Annotated in this window: 17 protein-coding genes; 14 read left to right on the forward strand and 3 right to left on the reverse strand. The window is 58.3% G+C overall.

Features of this window, described 5'->3' with window-relative positions; translation table 11 throughout:
• Window positions 1-54 precede the first annotated feature (54 nt).
• From iscR to sseB, 4 genes are all read left to right on the forward strand, one after another.
• Window positions 55-552 carry a Fe-S cluster assembly transcriptional regulator IscR gene (gene iscR / locus F3I15_RS12700; RefSeq protein ID WP_039379638.1) on the forward strand — a complete coding sequence of 166 codons (498 nt, stop codon included), beginning with the start codon at window positions 55-57 and terminating at the stop codon, window positions 550-552.
• A gap of 178 nt (window positions 553-730) precedes the next feature.
• Window positions 731-1900, forward strand: a complete 1170-nt coding sequence (locus F3I15_RS12705) for an IscS subfamily cysteine desulfurase (protein ID WP_150018153.1) — start codon at window positions 731-733, stop codon at window positions 1898-1900.
• 60 nt (window positions 1901-1960) lie between these two features.
• Window positions 1961-3247, forward strand: coding sequence for an aminopeptidase PepB (gene pepB / locus F3I15_RS12710; protein WP_150018154.1), 1287 nt, complete (start codon window positions 1961-1963; stop codon window positions 3245-3247).
• Between the two features lie 51 nt (window positions 3248-3298).
• Entirely contained in the window at window positions 3299-4066 is a 768-nt protein-coding gene (gene sseB, locus F3I15_RS12715) for an enhanced serine sensitivity protein SseB (protein ID WP_150018155.1), read from the forward strand.
• A 281-nt stretch (window positions 4067-4347) separates the two neighbouring features.
• Here sseB and sseA read toward each other — a convergent pair whose 3' ends face one another.
• The gene (gene sseA, locus F3I15_RS12720) at window positions 4348-5190 is read right to left on the reverse strand and encodes a 3-mercaptopyruvate sulfurtransferase (RefSeq protein WP_150018156.1); all 843 of its coding nucleotides are present in this window, start codon (window positions 5188-5190) and stop codon (window positions 4348-4350) included.
• A gap of 314 nt (window positions 5191-5504) precedes the next feature.
• On the opposite strand from sseA, the gene ndk reads away from it, so the two are divergent.
• The 10 genes from ndk to F3I15_RS12770 all read left to right on the forward strand — a co-directional run bounded on the left by ndk (window position 5505) and on the right by F3I15_RS12770 (window position 17909).
• Window positions 5505-5936 (forward strand): nucleoside-diphosphate kinase, encoded by a 432-nt coding sequence (gene ndk / locus F3I15_RS12725; protein ID WP_039379630.1) that lies wholly within the window; start codon window positions 5505-5507, stop codon window positions 5934-5936.
• Window positions 5937-6122: 186 nt separating this feature from the next.
• Window positions 6123-7292, forward strand: coding sequence for a bifunctional tRNA (adenosine(37)-C2)-methyltransferase TrmG/ribosomal RNA large subunit methyltransferase RlmN (locus tag F3I15_RS12730; RefSeq protein WP_039379627.1), 1170 nt, complete (start codon window positions 6123-6125; stop codon window positions 7290-7292).
• Window positions 7293-7364: 72 nt separating this feature from the next.
• Window positions 7365-8099: a type IV pilus biogenesis/stability protein PilW gene (gene pilW / locus F3I15_RS12735; RefSeq protein ID WP_150018157.1), complete on the forward strand. Its 735-nt coding sequence runs from the start codon at window positions 7365-7367 to the stop codon at window positions 8097-8099.
• The gene (gene rodZ, locus F3I15_RS12740) at window positions 8089-9111 is read left to right on the forward strand and encodes a cytoskeleton protein RodZ (RefSeq protein ID WP_150018158.1); all 1023 of its coding nucleotides are present in this window, start codon (window positions 8089-8091) and stop codon (window positions 9109-9111) included. The genes pilW and rodZ overlap by 11 nt, the downstream gene beginning before the upstream one ends.
• 38 nt (window positions 9112-9149) lie before the next feature.
• Window positions 9150-10271, forward strand: coding sequence for a flavodoxin-dependent (E)-4-hydroxy-3-methylbut-2-enyl-diphosphate synthase (gene ispG, locus F3I15_RS12745; protein WP_039379618.1), 1122 nt, complete (start codon window positions 9150-9152; stop codon window positions 10269-10271).
• 107 nt (window positions 10272-10378) lie between these two features.
• Window positions 10379-11653 (forward strand): histidine--tRNA ligase, encoded by a 1275-nt coding sequence (gene hisS / locus F3I15_RS12750; RefSeq protein ID WP_039379615.1) that lies wholly within the window; start codon window positions 10379-10381, stop codon window positions 11651-11653.
• A gap of 39 nt (window positions 11654-11692) precedes the next feature.
• Complete coding sequence (locus F3I15_RS12755) at window positions 11693-12310, forward strand: YfgM family protein (RefSeq protein ID WP_150018159.1); 618 nt, start codon at window positions 11693-11695, stop codon at window positions 12308-12310.
• 19 nt (window positions 12311-12329) lie between these two features.
• Window positions 12330-13511: an outer membrane protein assembly factor BamB gene (bamB, locus tag F3I15_RS12760; protein WP_071667898.1), complete on the forward strand. Its 1182-nt coding sequence runs from the start codon at window positions 12330-12332 to the stop codon at window positions 13509-13511.
• 174 nt (window positions 13512-13685) lie between these two features.
• Window positions 13686-15170, forward strand: coding sequence for a ribosome biogenesis GTPase Der (der, locus tag F3I15_RS12765; RefSeq protein WP_150018160.1), 1485 nt, complete (start codon window positions 13686-13688; stop codon window positions 15168-15170).
• A 294-nt stretch (window positions 15171-15464) separates the two neighbouring features.
• Window positions 15465-17909, forward strand: a complete 2445-nt coding sequence (locus tag F3I15_RS12770; protein ID WP_150018161.1) for a glucose/quinate/shikimate family membrane-bound PQQ-dependent dehydrogenase — start codon at window positions 15465-15467, stop codon at window positions 17907-17909.
• Between the two features lie 40 nt (window positions 17910-17949).
• Here F3I15_RS12770 and F3I15_RS12775 read toward each other — a convergent pair whose 3' ends face one another.
• Together F3I15_RS12775 and F3I15_RS12780 are read right to left on the reverse strand one after the other, a co-directional pair.
• Window positions 17950-18276, reverse strand: a complete 327-nt coding sequence (locus F3I15_RS12775; protein WP_104085286.1) for a protealysin inhibitor emfourin — start codon at window positions 18274-18276, stop codon at window positions 17950-17952.
• Window positions 18273-19286 carry a M4 family metallopeptidase gene (locus F3I15_RS12780; protein WP_150018162.1) on the reverse strand — a complete coding sequence of 338 codons (1014 nt, stop codon included), beginning with the start codon at window positions 19284-19286 and terminating at the stop codon, window positions 18273-18275. The genes F3I15_RS12775 and F3I15_RS12780 overlap by 4 nt, the downstream gene beginning before the upstream one ends.
• Between the last annotated feature and the right edge of the window lie 60 nt (window positions 19287-19346).

A 19346-nucleotide genomic window follows, 5' to 3' on the forward strand; every position in this document is an offset into this window, starting at 1 on the left:
CATTCCACCGATAACCCGCCTGAGTAAGGGCGGATGCCGACGAGGTTTTACGCTATGAGACTGACATCCAAAGGACGCTATGCCGTTACCGCTATGCTGGACGTAGCCCTGCATTCGCATGAGGGGCCGGTACCGCTGGCGGATATTTCCGAGCGTCAGGGGATTTCACTCTCCTATCTGGAGCAGCTGTTCTCGCGTCTGCGTAAGCACGGCCTGGTTGCCAGCGTGCGCGGGCCGGGTGGCGGTTATCTGCTGGGCAAAGATGCCAATGCTATCGCGGTAGGTGCGGTGATCACCGCGGTAGATGAGTCGGTGGATGCGACCAAATGTCAGGGTAAAGAGGGCTGTCAGGGTGGCGAACGCTGCCTGACTCACGTTCTGTGGCGCGATCTCAGCGAGCGCATCAGCGATTTCCTGAACAATATTACGCTGGCTGAGCTGGTGAATAATCAGGAAATCCTGGATGTTGCCGATCGTCAGAACAGCGTGGATAACCGTCGTTTTCAGCAGCACCGCGTGCAGGAAACCATCAACGTTAATCTGCGTGCCTGATCGCAAACGTATTGCCTGACTGAAGACTGACTTTTACAAAGCCCCGGGCGCTTAGCGATTAAGCCCCCGGGGCTTTGTGCTGTTAGCGCTCCCGTCACCGGCCGCATGACCGGTTTACTCTCTGCAGGCTGAATCATGCTATAAAGACCTGTGTTTTATTTTACGGAGTTACAGCGTCATGAAATTACCGATCTATCTGGATTACGCAGCGACCACGCCTGTGGATCCACGGGTCGCCAGCAGAATGATGCAGTGTCTGACGCTGGATGGCACCTTCGGTAATCCCGCATCCCGTTCCCACCGCTTTGGCTGGCAGGCTGAAGAGGCCGTGGATGTTGCCCGCAACCAGATTGCGGCGCTGGTTAACGCCGATCCACGCGAAATAGTTTTCACTTCCGGCGCGACCGAAGCGGATAACCTTGCCATTAAAGGGGCAGCACACGCCCGTCAGGCGCGCGGACGGCATATCATTACCAGCCAGACGGAACACAAAGCGGTACTCGATAGCTGCCTGCAGCTGGCGCGCGAAGGGTTTGATGTGACCTGGCTGACGCCCGGCAGCGACGGTATTGTCACGCCGGATATGCTGGCTGCCGCGCTGCGCGACGATACCGTGCTGGTGTCGCTGATGCACGTGAACAACGAAACGGGTGTCATCCAGGATATTGCGGCGCTGGGCGCCCTCTGTCACGCGCGTGACATTTTGTTCCACGTGGATGCCACGCAGAGCGTGGGCAAGCTGCCGCTTGACGTCAGCACGCTGCCGGTGGATCTGATGTCATTCTCGGCGCATAAGCTCTACGGACCGAAAGGCATTGGTGCGCTCTGGGTACGCCGCAAGCCGCAGGTAAAGATTGACGCACAGATGCACGGCGGCGGACACGAGCGCGGTATGCGTTCCGGAACGCTGCCGGTGCATCAGATTGTTGGTATGGGTGAAGCCTATGCGCTGGCAGGCGAGGTGATGGCAGAAGAGATGACGCGACTCGCCACGCTGCGTCAGCGGCTCTGGCAGGGTATCAGCCAGCTGAGCGGCGTACAGCTCAACGGCTCGCTGATGCACAGCGCGCCAAATATCCTCAACGTCAGCTTTGCGCAGGTTGAGGGTGAATCACTGATTATGGCGCTGAAAGATCTGGCGCTTTCATCCGGCTCAGCCTGTACCTCGGCAAGTCTGGAACCTTCCTATGTGCTGCGCGCCATGGGCGTTGAGCCGGAGCTGGCCTACAGTTCGCTGCGCTTTTCGCTGGGGCGTTTCACCACGCAGGAGGAGATTGACTACGCGATTGCGCTGGTCAATAAAGCTGTCAGCCGGATGCGGGCCGTTGCCCCGGCAGCCGCCCGCTGATCCATGCCACTCCGCGCCGGTCTGGCGTGGAATGAGACCAAACGTAAACGGAGCGACGCGATGACAACACAACCGATGAATATTACGCTCAGCACGCAGCCTGCTGATGCGCGCTGGGGCGAAAAAGCCCTGCTGAGCAGCAGCGAGAGTGGTATGACGCTGCACCTTACGGGCAGTGATGCGCTGCTGACGATTCAGCGCGCGGCGCGTAAGCTCGACAGCCAGGGGATCCGTCACGTTGCGCTGTGCGGTGACGACTGGGATCTGGAAAAGTGCTGGGCATTCTGGCAGGGCTATCGCAGCCCGAAAGGCGCGCGCCAGGTGGAATGGCCGGCGCTCAGCGACAGCGATCGCGCTGAATTCGATCGTCGTCTGCAAATTATTGACTGGGTGCGCGATACCATTAACCTGCCCGCGGAAGACCTGAGTCCGGAGCAGCTGGCGCACAGCGCTATCGATCTGATCAGAGACGCGGGTGGCGATGCCGTCAGCTATCGCATCACCAAAGGCGAAGATCTGCGCGAGCAGGGGTACAGCGGTATCCATACCGTCGGGCGTGGCTCATCGCGCGTGCCGGTGCTGCTGGCGCTCGACTTCAACCCGACCGGTGACGCAGATGCACCGGTTTACGCCTGTCTGGTCGGTAAAGGGATCACCTTTGATACCGGCGGCTACAGCCTGAAGCAGAGCGCATTTATGGACTCGATGAAGTCCGATATGGGCGGAGCGGCGACCGTCACCGGCGCGCTGGCGCTGGCGATTGCCCGCGGGCTGACGAAGCGCGTAAAACTCTATCTCTGCTGCGCCGATAACATGGTCAGCGGCAACGCATTCCGTCTTGGCGATATCATCCGCTACCGCAACGGTAAAACCGTTGAGGTGATGAATACCGATGCGGAAGGGCGTCTGGTGCTGGCGGATGGCCTGATTGACGCCAGCGCGCAGCAGCCGGAGCTGCTGATTGATGCGGCCACGCTGACCGGCGCAGCCAAAACGGCGCTTGGCAATGATTATCACGCGCTGTTTACCTTCGACGATGTGCTGGCTGAGTCGCTGCTGGGCAGCGCCACCGGCGAAAATGAAGCGTTCTGGCGTCTGCCGCTGGCGGAGTTTCACCGCAGCCATCTGCCGTCAAATTTTGCCGATCTCAACAACATCGCCAGCCCGGCTCACGCCGCCGGCGCCAGCAGCGCGGCCGCCTTTCTCTCGTGGTTTGTTGAAAAATATCAGCAGGGCTGGCTGCATATCGACTGCTCCGCCACCTACCGCAAAAGCGCGGTGGATCAGTGGTCAGCGGGCGCAACCGGCCTCGGCGTGCGTACCCTTGCCAACCTGTTACTGAAATAATCCCGCTTCGGGCAGGCTATCTCCTGCCCGCTTTTTTGGAATGAAACACGCATGAGTAATCGTCTTGAAGAGGTGCTGAAGCTGGCGGCCACCGAACCGGCACATCGCCCGGAGTTTTTTCAGCTGTTGCTGGCCGCAGATGTCTGGGTGCCAGGCGAAAGCCCGGCTGAACAGTTTAACGCGACCTCGCCCGTCGAGTTACAGCACTGGGAGAAAGAGGGGGGCGGCAGCGTGATCCCGTTCTTCAGCTCTGAGAAGGCTATGCGCGAGGCGATAGCGGATGAACAACCGTGGCTGCGCCTGCCGGCACGTACGCTGTTTGAGATGACGCTGGGTGAAGCGCTGTTTCTGAATCCGAAGTTACCGGCTGGTAAAGAGTTTACGCCGGGTGAAATCGCGCATCTGCTGGGTGAAGAGGGAAGTGCGCTGAGCCAGCAGACGGTGCTGGAGGGCGGCCACGCGCTGCTGCTGTCAGAGGTGGCTGAGCCGCCGGCACAGATGATCGACTCCCTGACCCAGCTGTTTGCTAAATATAAACAGGTGCGCCGCGCCTACATTGCCAGCCTGCGTGAAAGCGTGAACGACGCGCCTAATCTGCTGATTGGTATCGAAGCTGACAGTGATATCGATGAGATTATTCAGGCCGCAGGCAGCGTGGCGACCGATACGCTGACCGATGATGCGCCTGTTGATATCTGCGAGGTGGATGCCGGACAGCAGGGCGTCAGCCATTTTTTTACCGCGCATATCACGCCATTTTATGAGCGGCGCTGGGGCAGTTTTCTGCGCGATTTTAAAGGCAGTCAGCGCATCATTTAATTCCCGCAGGTTGATGTGTATGGCCCTGGTCCGCGCGTAACGCGGGGCGCATTAATGCGCCCCCTACGGGGGATGGGTGCAAAATTTTCTGTAGGGGCGCCGTTAATGGCGCCCTGGTTCCGGGCGGGTACGGATCCGGCGGGGCGCGTCAAGTGCAAAATTTGCCGTAGGGGCGCCATTAATGGCGCCCTGGTTNGGCGGGTACGGATCCGGCGGGGCGCGTCAAGTGCAAAATTTGCCGTAGGGGCGCCATTAATGGCGCCCTGGTTTCAGGCGGGTGACTATTTTTCGATCGGTAAATCGTCGCGGCTGCCCCATTCACCCCAGGATCCGTCATAGAGCGTTGCGTCGCGAACGCCCAGCGCCGTCAGCGCCAGAATCAGCACCACCGCCGTTACGCCCGAGCCGCAGCTGGCAACGATGGGCTTATCCAGCGCCACACCTGCCTGCGCAAACTGCTGACGCAGTTCGGCGGCGGGTTTCAGCGCGCCGTTTTCTACCAGACTGTTCCACGGCAGATTCAGACTGTGCGGAATATGTCCGCGCAGCAGGCCGGGACGCGGCTCATCCACCTCAGCGTTAAAGCGGTTTGCTGCGCGCGCGTCCACAATCTGCGCGCCCCCTTCATGGCTGAGCAGCAGTACATCGTTCAGTCGCTTCACCTGACTGCTGTCGAAGTGTGCCGCGAAGTCACCTTCCGGCAGCGTCACCGGGCCGTCTGCGGTGGTAAAACCTGCGGCTTTCCAGCCCTGCAGACCGCCGGCCAGAATGGAGATGCGCTGACAGCCAAAGGTGCGCAGCATCCACCAGGCGCGCGGGGCAGAAAAGAGATTGCCCTCGTCATACACAATCAGATGCTTATCCTGCATCACCCCCAGCTCGCGCATTGCGACAGCAAAACTCTCCGGGCGGGGCATCATATGCGGGTAAGGGCTGGTGTGATCGGAAAGCGCTTCAATATTAAAGAAAGCTGCCTGCGGCAGGTGACTGGCCAGATACTCTGCGGTGACATCGCGCACTGCATCCTGACCCGGCGGAACCATGCGCGCATCCAGCACCTGTACTTCTTCATCACCGTAGTGCTCATGCAGCCACTCAGCAGATACAAACAGGGGAGCCGTCATTGCCATCTTCTCTCTTATCAGGGAAAAGGTCAGTCTCCGGGAATGTGCAGGCTATCTCAAGCCCGCAATGGCTAAAGTGAGCGCCACGGGATGAAAATGCAGCATCTGTTCTGCTGAAGATATCCGGCCTGTGGCACCGGGAGTAAACCCGCGGCAGGTGCGTCACGGTGCAGCCTGCACCGCAAAAAGCAATTATTTTCAATAATTCCACCAATCACTCATAGGCAACACGCGTCGATCTCCCTATAATCGGCGCGTTTTTCTTACCGGGAGAGGGTTCCCGGTTTATTCAGGATGCTAATTCAGAGGTAATCATGGCAATCGAACGTACTTTCTCCATCATTAAACCAAACGCCGTTGCTAAGAACGTTATCGGTGCTATCTACAACCGTTTTGAGAGCGCGGGCTTCAAAATCGTTGGCGCAAAAATGCTGCACCTGACCAAAGAGCAGGCTGAAGGCTTCTACGCTGAGCACAAAGGCCGTCCATTCTTTGATGGTCTGGTTGAGTTCATGACCTCTGGCCCGGTAGTGGTTTCTGTTCTGGAAGGCGAAAATGCCGTTCAGCGTCACCGTGACCTGATGGGTGCGACTAACCCGGACAACGCACTGGCAGGCACCCTGCGTGCAGATTACGCAGACAGCTTCACCGAAAACGCGACCCACGGTTCTGACTCTGCAGAGTCTGCTGCCCGTGAAATCGCTTACTTCTTCGCTGAAAACGAAGTCTGCGCGCGCACCCGCTAAGTGCATTGCGGCTGAAGCGGACAGGGGAGTTTACACCTTTTACGCTGGCGTAAAACGGTTACCCTGGCATCGTGCCGCAGTTATAGTACAATAATGCGCCCCTGTTGAGCCTGGCTCAGCCGGGGCGCTGTTTTTTCTTCTTCCTAACCAGAGCCGTAACGTGTAACAACGAGGCCAGAGATTATTATGTCCGAACAGATTGTGACGCCAGCTGACGCGTCCCCCGCCGTGGTTTCTCCTAAAAACGAAAAAATTAACCTGCTCGATCTCAATCGTCAGCAGATGCGTGAATTTTTTATCGAAATGGGCGAGAAGCCGTTCCGTGCCGATCAGGTCATGAAGTGGATTTACCACTACTGCTGCGACGATTTCGAGCAGATGACGGATATCAACAAAGTGCTGCGCGGCAAGCTGATGCAGCGCGCAGAGATCCGCGCGCCGGAAGTAGCGGAGGAGATGCGCTCCAGCGACGGCACCATCAAATGGGCGATTCGCGTAGGCGATCAGCTGGTGGAGACGGTCTATATTCCGGAGGCGGAGCGCGCCACGCTGTGCGTCTCTTCTCAGGTAGGCTGTGCGCTGGAGTGCAAATTCTGCTCCACGGCGCAGCAGGGTTTTAACCGCAACCTGCGCGTTTCCGAAATTATTGGTCAGGTATGGCGCGCGGCCAAAATTATTGGTGCTGCGAAAGTCACCGGCCAGCGTCCTATCACCAACGTGGTGATGATGGGCATGGGCGAGCCGCTGCTCAATCTGAACAACGTCGTGCCGGCAATGGATATTATGCTGGATGATTTTGGCTTTGGCCTCTCCAAGCGCCGCGTCACGCTCTCTACCTCAGGCGTTGTGCCGGCGCTGGATAAGCTTGGCGATATGATTGACGTAGCGCTGGCGATCTCGCTGCACGCGCCGAACGATACCATTCGCGATGAAATTGTCCCGATCAACAAAAAATATAATATCGAAACCTTCCTGGCAGCGGTGAAGCGTTATATCGGCAAATCCAATGCCAATCAGGGCCGCGTGACCATTGAGTATGTGATGCTGGATCATATCAACGACAGCACTGACAATGCGCATGAGCTGGCGGCGCTGCTGAAGGATACGCCCTGCAAGATCAACCTGATCCCATGGAACCCCTTCCCGGGGGCACCTTATGGCCGCAGCTCCAACAGCCGTATCGATCGCTTCTCTAAAGTGCTGATGGACTATGGCTTTACCACTATCGTGCGTAAAACCCGCGGCGATGATATCGATGCGGCCTGCGGTCAGCTGGCGGGCGATGTGATCGACCGTACCAAGCGTACGCTGCGTAAAAAGATGGCGGGTGACGCTATCTCTGTGAAGGCGATCTGAAACCGCACGCCCGCCGATTCGCTGCGGGCGTAAAGCGTGGCACTCTCCCGGTTTATTCGCAGGGAGAGCGCTATGTTAAAAGGATTAGGTATTGCCGTTGCGGCCGGCTTTGTTGTAACCGGGTGTGTCACCGGCTCATCATCACATCGTGCGGCGGATATTCGTCTGCAGCTGGGACTGCACTATTTAGCCGCAAACAATTTAGCGGCTGCTGAACGCAATCTGCTGCAGGCGCAGCGTGTGGCTCCTGCAGATTACCGCGTGCCCCTGGCGCTGGCGCGGGTTGCTCAGGCGCAGCAGAATAGTATACAGACGCGCCGGTACTACCAGCGGGCACAACAGTTAGCGCCCGCTAATGGTTATGTCGCTAACAATTACGGTGCGTTTCTCTGCAGATTAGGGCAGTATGGCGAAGCGCATCAACAGTTTAAGCTGGCAAGCGCGGCGCCGGAGAGCGATGCCCGTCAGGATCTCCTTCTGATTTCAGGCTATTGTTATCTGCAGGCGGGCGACGAGGCCGCCGGGCGCAAACGGCTGCTGCAGGCGCTGGAAGCCGCACCTGAGCAGGGAAACTGGCTGCTGGAGGAGGGTGAACGGCAGCTGATGCAGCCGGCAGGAAAAATGCTTCCCGTGCTTTTAGAACTCTACCATCAGCGTCTGCCCGCAACGGCAGAGAGTCTGTGGTTACAGATACGTTTCGCCGCGCAACAGGGAAACGCTGCTGACGTTACACGTTATGGCGACCGGTTGGCGCGAAGTTTTCCACAATCGATACAGTACCAGCGTTATTTAGCTAATGAATACTGAAGCCACTCAAGAAAAATCTGCAGTACATTCCACAGGTGAACGCCTGCGTCTGGCCCGTGAGCAGATGGGGCTGACGCAGCAAAACGTCGCTGAGCGCCTGTGCCTGAAACTTTCCACCGTGCGTGACATTGAAGAGGATAAGTCGCCGGCCGATCTCGCCTCGACCTTTCTGCGCGGTTATATTCGCTCCTACGCCCGCCTGGTACATGTACCGGAAGACGATCTGCTGCCGATGATGGCAAAGCAGGCGCCGGTGCGCGCGGCTAAAATTGCGCCGATGCAGAGCTTCTCGCTGGGCAAGCGCCGTAAAAAGCGCGATGGCTGGCTAATGATCTTCACCTGGCTGGTGGCGTTTGTTGTTATCGGCCTGACCGGCGCCTGGTGGTGGCAGAATCACAAAGCCTCGCAGGACGATCTGGTCTCGATGGCCGATCAGAACGGCAGCAGTGACAGCGGCCAGTCGATTCCGCTGGGCGATACCAGCACCGACAGCACCAGTGACAGCGACACCAATGCCGCCGGCACGCCGGTGGATAACGGTGCCGGCGCGGTGACCTCACAGAGCAGCACCGCAGGCAGCGCGGATAACAGCATCCGCGCGCCGGTAGCCTCTTCTGCCCCCTCTGGTGATAACGCGGTCGTTTCTCCTTCCCAGGCGCCGGTTGATAATGCGCCGCCAGCGGCCACTTCACCGGCACCGGCCAACAGCGTCGCGGCCGGCAGCATGCCAACCGCGAACGCGGCTGTCAGCCAGCCTGCAGGCGACCCCAACGCTGTTGTCATGAATTTCAAGGCCGACTGCTGGCTGGAAGTCAGCGATGCAACCGGCAAAAAACTGTTCAGCGGGATACAGCGCAGCGGTGGCAAGCTCAGCCTCTCGGGCACGCCTCCGTATCGTCTGAAAATTGGCGCACCGCGTGCGGTTGACGTGCAATATCAGAATCAGCCCGTTGATTTAAGTCGTTTTATCCGTAATAACCAGGTTGCCCGTCTGACGCTGGGTGCGCAATAACGCGCAGCGCGCTTTCCGGGGAATTGTGGAGAGAAAATATGCATAACGAAGCACCCATTATCCGTCGCAAATCAACGCGTATTTACGTCGGCAAGGTGCCAGTCGGCGATGGTGCTCCCATCGCCGTTCAGTCCATGACCAATACCCGCACCACCGACGTGGAGGCTACGGTCAACCAGATCCGCGCGCTGGAGCGCGTGGGCGTGGATATCGTGCGCGTCTCGGTGCCGACCATGGACGCGGCGGAAGCCTTTAAACTGATTAAGCAACAGGTCAACGTGCCGCTGGTAGCGGATATTCACTTTGACTACCGTATCGCTCTTAAAGTGGCGGAGTATGGCGTCGACTGCCTGCGTATCAATCCGGGCAACATCGGCAACAACGAACGTATTCGTCAGGTTGTGGACTGCGCCCGCCACTACAATATTCCGATTCGTATCGGGGTGAACGCCGGTTCGCTGGAGAAGGATCTGCAGGAGAAGTATGGCGAACCCACGCCGCAGGCGCTGCTGGAATCCGCTATGCGCCATGTCGATCATCTCGATCGTCTGAACTTCGATCAGTTCAAAGTCAGCGTTAAAGCTTCTGATGTGTTCCTGGCCGTAGAGTCTTACCGCCTGCTGGCAAAAGCGATCGATCAGCCGCTGCATCTCGGGATCACCGAAGCAGGCGGCGCGCGTGCGGGCGCGGTGAAGTCGGCAATCGGCCTTGGTCTGCTGCTGGCAGAGGGCATCGGCGATACGCTGCGTATTTCGCTTGCGGCCGATCCGGTAGAAGAGGTAAAGGTTGGCTATGACATCCTGAAATCGCTGCGCATCCGTTCACGCGGGATTAACTTTATCGCCTGTCCGACCTGCTCACGTCAGGAGTTTGATGTGATCGGTACCGTGAATGCGCTGGAAGAACGGCTGGAAGACATCATTACGCCAATGGATGTCTCCATTATCGGCTGCGTAGTCAACGGTCCGGGCGAGGCTACCGTTTCGACGCTCGGCGTCACCGGCGGCAGCAAGAAAAGCGGTTTCTACGAGGATGGCGTTCGTCAGCGCGATCGTCTCGACAACGATGACATGATCGATCAGCTGGAAGCGCGCATTCGTGCCAAAGCATCCATGCTGGATGAGAGTCGTCGAATCAGCGTGCAGCAGCTGGAAAAATAACCAGGCGGTGCGCGCCCGGCGCGCACCAGTTTATGAATGAACCTGTGCGGTTTCATCCTCATAAGGTATGATGCCGGACAGGTTTTTTTGTATTAAGAGATTTTAACGTGGCGAAGAATATTCAAGCGATTCGCGGGATGAACGACTTCCTGCCAGCTGATACCGCAATCTGGCAGCGTATTGAGGGCACCCTGAAGCAGGTGCTGGCCAGCTATGGCTACAGTGAAATCCGTCTGCCAATCGTCGAGCATACCCCGCTGTTCAGCCGTGCCATTGGTGAAGTGACCGATGTGGTTGAAAAAGAGATGTACACCTTTGAAGATCGTAACGGCGAGAGCCTGACGCTGCGTCCGGAAGGCACAGCGGGCTGCGTACGTGCCGGTATTGAACATGGCCTGCTCTATAACCAGGAGCAGCGCCTCTGGTATGTCGGTCCGATGTTTCGCTACGAGCGTCCGCAGAAAGGACGCTATCGTCAGTTTCATCAGATGGGCGTTGAAGTGTTTGGCCTGCAGGGGCCGGATGTTGATGCTGAGCTGATCATGATGACCGCACGCTGGTGGAAAGCGTTGGGCATCGCTGACCACGTTGAACTGGAGCTGAACTCTATCGGCTCTCTGGCGGCGCGCGCGGACTACCGCAGTGCGCTGGTGGCGTTTCTGGAGCAGCATCAGGATGTGCTGGATGAAGATTGCAAACGCCGCATGTACACCAATCCGCTGCGCGTGCTGGACAGCAAAAATCCGGAGATCCAGGCGCTGCTGAATGATGCGCCAACGCTGGGCGAATTCCTGGATGAAGAGTCGCGCGCCCACTTCACCGGACTCTGCGCGCTGCTGGATGATGCCGGTATTCGCTATCGCGTCAACCAGCGTCTGGTGCGCGGCCTCGACTACTACAATCGCACCGTCTTTGAGTGGGTCACCAGCAGCCTCGGCTCGCAGGGCACCGTATGCGGCGGCGGGCGTTACGATGGCCTGGTTGAGCAGCTGGGCGGACGTGCCACGCCAGCGGTAGGATTTGCTATGGGTCTGGAACGGCTGGTGCTGCTGGTGCAGGCGGTGAATCCTGAATTTGAACCGACGCGGGTTGTCGATGTCTATGTTATCGCTTCAGGGCAGGGCGTTCAGTCTGCGGCTATGCAGCTGGCGGAAACGCTGCGTGATGCCAACCCGGCGCTGAAGCTGATGACCAACTTCGGCGGCGGCAACTTTAAGAAGCAGTTCGCCCGTGCAGATAAATGGGGCGCACGCATTGCGCTGGTGCTCGGCGAAGATGAAGTGAAAGCGGGCCAGGTGGTAATTAAAGATCTGCGCACCGGCGACCAGCAGACGCTGGCTCAGCAGGACGCCGCTGCGACGTTGCAGACGCTGCTGCAGTAAGCAGCACGCGGCAACAGCCATTTTAAGGAGAGGGATTGCGTGGAAGTTTACAGCAACGAGAATGAACAGGTTGATGCGCTGCGCCGCTTTTTCGCCGATAACGGCAAAGCGCTGGCGATTGGCGTGGTAGTGGGGATCGCGGCGCTGGGCGGCTGGCGCTACTGGAGTTCGCATCAGGAAAATTCAGGTAAAGCGGCCTCCGCACAGTATCAGCAGCTCACCAGCGCGATGCAGGCGGATAAACCGGAAAGCCTGGAGGCCGTTGCCAGCTTCGCCAGCGAAAACAGCAATACCTACGGTGCGCTGGCCGCGCTGGACCTCGCGAAGCAGTACGTTGAGACCAGCCAGCTTGATAAAGCCATTGCGCTGCTGCAGAAAGGACTAAACGACACCAAAGATGCCAACCTGCAGGCGGTCATCAACCTGCGTCTGGCACGTATTCAGCTGCAGCAGAAGCAGGCTGATGCCGCGCTGGCTACCCTGGATAACGTCAAGGGTGACGGCTGGAGCGCGATTGTGGCAGATATTCGCGGTGAAGCACTGCTGAGCAAAGGTGACAAGCAGGGCGCGCGCGATGCCTGGAGTAAAGGCGTGGGTTCGCAGGCTTCTCCGGCACTGAAGCAGATGCTGCAGATGAAAATAGATAACTTAAGTTAAGCCAGACAAGAGAGCGCACATGGAATTACGTAAATACCTGCTGCCAGGGCTGATTTCCGTCACTCTGCTCAGCGGTTGCTCGCTATTCAGCGGCGAAGAAGATGTAGTGAAGATGGCTCCGCTGCCGAAAGTGGAAAATCAGTTCACGCCGGAAACTGTCTGGAGCACGTCAGTAGGCGACGGCATTGGCGATTTCTACTCCAACCTGCATCCGGCATGGCTGGACGGCACCGTTTACGCTGCCGACCGTTTTGGCGTGGTAAAGGCGCTGGACGCCAGCAACGGTAAAGAGAAGTGGAAAGTCGATCTCTCTGAGAAGACCGGTTTCTTCTCGAAAAACATCTCTGCGCTGCTCTCCGGCGGCGTTACCGCCAGCGGCGATCGGATCTATATCGGCAGCGAGCGCGGGCAGGTATTTGCACTCAACAGCAGCGACGGCTCGCTGGCGTGGCAGACCAAAGTCGCCGGTGAAGCGCTCTCCCGTCCGGTGGTCAGCGATGGCCTGGTACTGGTCCACACCAGTAACGGTATGCTGCAGGGACTGGATCAGAGCAGCGGTGCGGTAAAATGGACCGTAAACCTCGATATGCCGGCGCTTTCGCTGCGCGGTGAGTCTGCGCCTGCGGTCGCCTTTGGCGGCGCTATCGTTGGCGGTGATAACGGTCGCGTCAGCGCGGTGATCCTGAACCAGGGGCAGCTGATCTGGCAGCAGCGCATTTCACAGCCGAGCGGCGCGACGGAGATTGATCGTCTGAGTGACGTCGATACCACGCCGGTTATCGTTAATGGCGTGGTCTATGCGCTGGCGTACAACGGTAACCTGACCGCACTCGACCTGCGTTCCGGTCAGATTATGTGGAAGCGTGAAATCGGCGGCGTTAAGGATTTGATTGTCGACGCCGGACGCATCTATCTGGTGGATCAGGACGATCGCGTGATTGCGCTTAACGCCGATGGCGGCGTAGCGCTGTGGCGTCAGAGCGATCTGCTGCACCGTAATCTGACGGCACCGGTGCTGTTTAACGGTTATCTGGTTGTGGCAGACAGCGAAGGTTACGTGCACTGGATCAATACCCTGGATGGTCGCTTTGTGGCACAGCAGAAACTGGACAGCGACGGCTTCCAGACCGAGCCGGTTGTGGCCGGTGACAGACTGCTGATTCAGGCGAAAGGCGGCGAGGTTTACGCCATCAGCCGTTAAGTTCTGAGCGCGCGGGAACGGATTTCCGTCAGTAATTACGGCTCCTGATTCGTCAGGAGCCGTTCTGTTTTTTGTCAGGCGTGATATTCTAGGCGCCTTAAGCCTGAAGCGGGCGGCAAATGTCGTTATACTCACGCCATTCGGGCGATTCATTTTTAAACTGAGGCAAGTGTTATGGTACCTGTGGTCGCGCTGGTTGGGCGTCCCAATGTGGGGAAATCCACGCTGTTTAACCGCTTAACGCGCACCCGTGATGCGTTGGTGGCCGATTTCCCTGGACTGACTCGCGATCGCAAATATGGTCGCGCCGAAGTGGAAGGGCGCGAATTTATTGTTATCGATACCGGCGGTATTGATGGCACCGAAGAGGGCGTAGAGAACCGCATGGCGGAGCAGTCGCTGCTGGCGATTGAAGAAGCGGATGTGGTGCTGTTCATGGTTGATGCCCGCGCAGGCGTTATGCCGGCGGATCAGCAGATCGCTAATCATCTGCGCTCCCGTGAAAAAGCGACGTTCCTCGTAGCGAACAAAACGGATGGCCTGGACGCCGATGCCGCCGTGCTGGACTTTTACGCGCTCGGTCTGGGTGATATTCATCCGATTGCCGCGTCGCACGGTCGCGGCGTTACCTCGCTGCTGGAAACCGCGCTGCTGCCGTGGATGGATGTGGCAGACCCGCAGGAAGTGAGCGAAGAGGATGAAAACGAAGCCTACTGGGCCGCGTTAGCCGCAGAAGAGAGTGGCGAAGAGGCCGAAGAGGAAGAGGAGTTTGATCCGACCGGCCTGCCGATTAAGCTGGCTATCGTGGGTCGTCCTAACGTAGGTAAGTCAACGCTCACTAACCGTATTCTTGGTGAAGATCGCGTGGTGGTTTATGACATGCCAGGCACGACGCGTGACAGCATCTATATACCGATGGAGCGCGACGAGCGCGAATATATCCTGATCGACACCGCCGGGGTGCGCAAGCGTGGCAAGATCACCGATACCGTTGAGAAGTTTTCGGTGATCAAAACCCTGCAGGCGATCGAAGATGCTAACGTCGTGATGCTGGTGATTGACGCGCGTGCCGGTATCTCCGACCAGGATCTCTCCCTGCTGGGCTTTATCCTCAACAGCGGACGTTCGCTGGTGATTGTGGTCAACAAATGGGATGGCCTGTCGCAGGAAGTGAAAGATGAAGTGAAAGAGACGCTGGATTATCGTCTCGGCTTTATCGATTTTGCCCGCGTACACTTTATTTCGGCGCTGCACGGCAGCGGCGTAGGTAACCTTTTTGAATCCGTAACGGAAGCGTACGACTGCTCAACCAAACGCGTAAACACCTCTATGCTGACGCGGATTATGAATATGGCAGCAGAAGATCATCAGCCGCCGCTGGTGCGGGGTCGTCGCGTTAAGCTGAAATATGCGCACGCCGGTGGTTACAACCCGCCTATCGTGGTTATTCACGGTAATCAGGTAAAAGATCTGCCTGATTCCTACAAGCGTTATCTGATGAACTACTTCCGTCGCTCGCTGAACGTCATGGGTACGCCAATCCGTATTCAGTTCAAAGAGGGGGATAACCCGTATGCCGGCAAACGCAATCTGCTGACGCCGACGCAGCAGCGCAAGCGCAAGCGCCTGCTGGCGCACCTGAAAAAGAATAAGCGTTAAGTCAAAAAGAGCCCGCCGGGCTCTTTTTTTTGCCTGTGATTTAACAGTGGCTTAGCGCGGCAGATGTAGCAAAAATGCTATTGGCCGGTAAACCCTGCGTTATGATCGTTCACTTTCAATTGTACCATCTGGTACAATCCTGCCGCCTTATGGTGAGCTCGCCCTGATATGTCGCGTTCTCATGCATGAGTGCGCGGTTGCGGACTGCTTTGCGGTTCGTCATTAAACAGGGTGCTGCTGTGTCCCGCGACGAAGCCGGACAGGCGGCATGCACTATTTTTCAGGAGAGTTTGTGTGAAGGCAGAACATTCCACTCGCCCCGGCAGGGGACTCAGCATCTGGTCCGTGCTGTTCGGGCTGGTGCTGCTGGCGATCGGCCTGTTTTTCGCTATTGGCGGCGGTAAACTGGTGGTGCTGGGTGGCAGTAAATACTTTCTGATTGCCGGTATCGTTATGACAGCGTCGGCGATCCAGTTTGTGCGGCGCAAAGCGTCAGCGGTGACGCTGCTGGCCCTGGCGTTTATCGGAACCCTGATCTGGGCGGTAATGGATGCCGGCTGGCACTTCTGGCCGCTGGTTTCCCGGCTGATGGTGCCGGCGGGCCTGATGCTGTTCGCATTCCTGACGTGGCCTGCGCTGCGCAAAAGCGAAGGCAAAGCGCCGCTGGCAACGCTCTCTTACGCGCTGTCAGCGCTGATTGCAGCTGGCATGATCGTCACCGTGGTGCAGATGTTTCAGCCGCATCCGACCGTGGCTTTTACCGGGTCGCAGCTGCCGCTGATCCCAACAGATAAAAGCAAACCGCAGCAGGACTGGAGCAGCTACGGCCGCACCCCGGAAGGGGATCGTTTTGCGGCGATTGATCAGATCACGCGTGACAACGTTAACGAACTGCAGGTTGCCTGGACCTTCCGTACCGGCGACACGCCGCTCAGCCCGACCGGCAATGGCGCTGAAGATCAGCAGACGCCGCTGCAGGTCGGCAACACGCTCTATCTCTGTACGCCGCACAACAATGTGATTGCGGTAGAAGCAGACAGCGGTAAGCAGATCTGGAAGCGTGAAATCAACGCGCAGGCGGAAGTGTGGAACCGCTGCCGCGGTCTGGCCTATTTTGACGCCACTAAACCGGTAACGCAGCCCACGCAGCCAGGCTCCACGCCGGTGCCGGCACCGGTTCTGGCCGCAGGCGACAGCTGCCAGCGCCGTATCCTGATGAACACGATCGATGCGCGTCTTATCGCGATTAACGCCGACAACGGCGAGTTCTGCGCCAGCTTTGGCAACAACGGCGTGGTTGACCTGAAGCAGGGGCTGGGCAAGGCGCCCGATCCGCTCTATCAGCTGACCTCTGCACCGCAGGTTGCCGGTACCACCGTGGTAGTCGGCGGTCGCGTGGCGGACAACGTGCAGACCGATATGCCAGGTGGCGTACTGCGCGGCTTTGATGTGATCAGCGGTAAAATGCGCTGGGCGTTCGATCCGGGCAATGACGATCCGAATGCGGTATTGATGCCGGGCCAGGATTATACCCGCAGCACGCCAAACTCCTGGGCGCCGCTCTCCTACGATCCGGCGATGAACACCGTGTTCCTGCCGATGGGCAGCTCGTCAGTGGATCTGTGGGGCGCGAATCGCACAAAGCTCGATCACACCTACGGTGCATCTATCCTCGCGCTGGATGCCACTACCGGCAAACAGAAGTGGGTCTATCAGACAGTCCATAACGACCTGTGGGATTTCGACCTGCCGATGCAGCCAAGTCTGGTCGACTTCCCGATGAAGGATGGCACCACCAAACCGGCGGTGGTCATCGGGGCAAAAACCGGCATGATCTGGGTGCTGGATCGCCTGACCGGCAAGCCGCTGACCAAAGTGGAAGAGCGGCCGATGCCGCAGGGGCACATCCCGAACGAGCAGTACACCAAAACCCAGCCGCACTCGGTTGAGATGCCCAATATCGGCAACCAGACGCTGACGGAATCCGATATGTGGGGCGCGACGCCGTTTGACCAGCTGGCGTGCCGTATCGCGTTTAAAGGCATGCGCTATGACGGTCTGTTCACCGTACCGGACACGGACAAATCGCTCAGCTTCCCAGGGTCGCTGGGTGGTCTAAACTGGGGCAGCATTTCGTTTGATCCCAACAACCAGTATATGTTCGTCAATGATATGCGCCTCGGCCTGTGGGTACAGATGATCCCGCAGGACACCAGCAAAGTGGCCCGCGGCAGCAACGGCGGTGAATCGGTTAACACCGGCATGGGCGCCGTACCACTTAAGGGCACGCCGTATGCGGTGAATAAAAACCGCTTTATGTCGCCGCTCGGCATTCCGTGTCAGGCCCCGCCGTTTGGTACGCTTTCAGCCATCGACATGAAAACGCGTCAGATCGTCTGGCAGGTGCCGGTAGGTACCGTGCAGGATACCGGCCCGTTTGGTATCAAAATGCACGCGCAGATGCCGGTAGGTATGCCAACGCTGGGCGGTACGCTGGCAACGCAGGGCGGACTGGTGTTTATTGCCGGTACGCAGGACTACTACCTGCGCGCCTTTGACAGCTCAACCGGTAAAGAGGTGTGGAAAGCGCGCCTGCCGGTCGGCAGCCAGGGTGGCCCAATCAGCTATGTCTCGCCCAAAAATGGCAAGCAGTACATCCTGATCTCTGCCGGTGGCGCACGCCAGTCGCCGGATCGCGGGGATTATGTGATTGCTTACGCGCTGCCAGACAGCAAGTAAGAGCAGCAGGGCCGGCAGAGGATGCCGGCCTTTTTTTTGCCTACTCTCCGTTCTGCCACAGCGCCTGCAGCGCTGGCGGCGCATCTTTTTCCGCTACGTAAATCACGATAGCACCCGCCTCATGGTGGGTGGCGTAGGTGATCTGGATACGGAAATAGTGCTGATCGCCACTGCCTGCGGAGGCAGCCTGTTCCGCCTGCTCGCCGAGCGGCAGCGCCTGCTCCAGCACCTGGCAGACCCGCTGTTTCTGCGGCTCCGGCAGCTGAGCCAGCGCAAAACGCCGCTCTTTACGCAGTTTGGGAATAAAGGCGAAGCCGCCCTCCCGCGCCAGCTCTACGATGGCGTCATCCGTCAGTTCTATGTTCACTTCACACCCACCTCTTGCCAGGCGGCCTGGATCTGCTCCGCGACCTGCCGATCAAAGCGTTTTGCCGCATGTTCAACGGTAAAGCGGGCAAAGGTGCTGAAATCAGCGTCCTGCGGCAGGGTTTTGTCGCACAGCGTGTCATACCACGCCTGACCGGCGCGTTCCCACGCAAAGCCGCCCAGCGCGGTGGCCGCAAGATAAAACGCGCGGTTAGGAATACCGGAGTTGAGATGCACGCCGCCGTTGTCATCACGCGTTTCGATATAGTGCGCCATATCCGCCGGCTGCGGATCTTTACCCAGCAGCGGGTCATCATAGGCGGTGCCGGGTGCTGACATTGAGCGCAGACCGCTGCCGTTAATGCCTTTAGCCAGTAACCCTTCGCCGATGATCCAGTCCGCTTCCTCCGCGCGCTGCTGCCGCTGATACTGTTTTACCAGCGAGCCAAAAACATCAGACATCGACTCATTCAGCGCGCCCGCCTGCTGAAAGTAGATCAGTCCCGCTTCGCTTTCCGTGACGCCGTGCGTCAGTTCATGGGCGACCACGTCAATCGCGATGGTGAAGCGATTAAAAATCTCGCCGTCACCGTCGCCAAAGACCATCTGCTGGCCGTTCCAGAAAGCGTTCTGATAATTCTGGCCGTAGTGCACGGTGCCGTCCAGCTTCAGCCCTTTGTTGTCGAGCGAGTTGCGCTGATAAACGTTCCAGAAAAAATCATAAGTGACGCCCAGATAGTCCCAGGCTTCATCTGCGGCCACGTCGCCGTTGCCAGGCTCGCCTTCCTGACGTATCAGCGTGCCGGGCAGCGTCTGACTCTCTCCGGCATCAAAAATGGCGCGCAGCACCTGGCCTGGCCGGGCGATATCCGCCGGTGCGATGACGCGGTGCGGCTCCGCCATTAGCTGCTGAACGTGGGTAAGCGTGCGGCGCGCCGACTCCTGTTGCGGCCCTGCACAGTTGTTGATGATGTTACGCAGGATATAGGGGGGAATTACGCTGTATGACATGCCGGACTCCCTGGGTGATGGGTATGCAAAGAGTATAGACCGGGGGCAGGCAGAGCAGGG

The sequence above is a fragment of the Pantoea sp. M_9 genome, assembly GCF_008631385.1.
In the GTDB taxonomy this organism is placed as follows: domain Bacteria; phylum Pseudomonadota; class Gammaproteobacteria; order Enterobacterales; family Enterobacteriaceae; genus Pantoea; species Pantoea eucrina.

Bases quoted from the DNA above. Each gene is read 5' to 3' on its own strand.
- F3I15_RS12705 (WP_150018153.1), top strand. From the start codon at position 731: ATGAAATTACCGATCTATCTGGATTACGCAGCGACCACGCCTGTGGAT.
- bamB (WP_071667898.1), top strand. From the start codon at position 12,330: ATGGAATTACGTAAATACCTGCTGCCAGGGCTGATTTCCGTCACTCTG.
- sseA (WP_150018156.1), bottom strand. From the start codon at position 5,190: ATGACGGCTCCCCTGTTTGTATCTGCTGAGTGGCTGCATGAGCACTAC.
- pepB (WP_150018154.1), top strand. From the start codon at position 1,961: ATGACAACACAACCGATGAATATTACGCTCAGCACGCAGCCTGCTGAT.
- rodZ (WP_150018158.1), top strand. From the start codon at position 8,089: ATGAATACTGAAGCCACTCAAGAAAAATCTGCAGTACATTCCACAGGT.
- sseB (WP_150018155.1), top strand. From the start codon at position 3,299: ATGAGTAATCGTCTTGAAGAGGTGCTGAAGCTGGCGGCCACCGAACCG.
- ispG (WP_039379618.1), top strand. From the start codon at position 9,150: ATGCATAACGAAGCACCCATTATCCGTCGCAAATCAACGCGTATTTAC.
- F3I15_RS12780 (WP_150018162.1), bottom strand. From the start codon at position 19,286: ATGTCATACAGCGTAATTCCCCCCTATATCCTGCGTAACATCATCAAC.
- F3I15_RS12730 (WP_039379627.1), top strand. From the start codon at position 6,123: ATGTCCGAACAGATTGTGACGCCAGCTGACGCGTCCCCCGCCGTGGTT.
- pilW (WP_150018157.1), top strand. From the start codon at position 7,365: ATGTTAAAAGGATTAGGTATTGCCGTTGCGGCCGGCTTTGTTGTAACC.
- der (WP_150018160.1), top strand. From the start codon at position 13,686: ATGGTACCTGTGGTCGCGCTGGTTGGGCGTCCCAATGTGGGGAAATCC.
- iscR (WP_039379638.1), top strand. From the start codon at position 55: ATGAGACTGACATCCAAAGGACGCTATGCCGTTACCGCTATGCTGGAC.
- ndk (WP_039379630.1), top strand. From the start codon at position 5,505: ATGGCAATCGAACGTACTTTCTCCATCATTAAACCAAACGCCGTTGCT.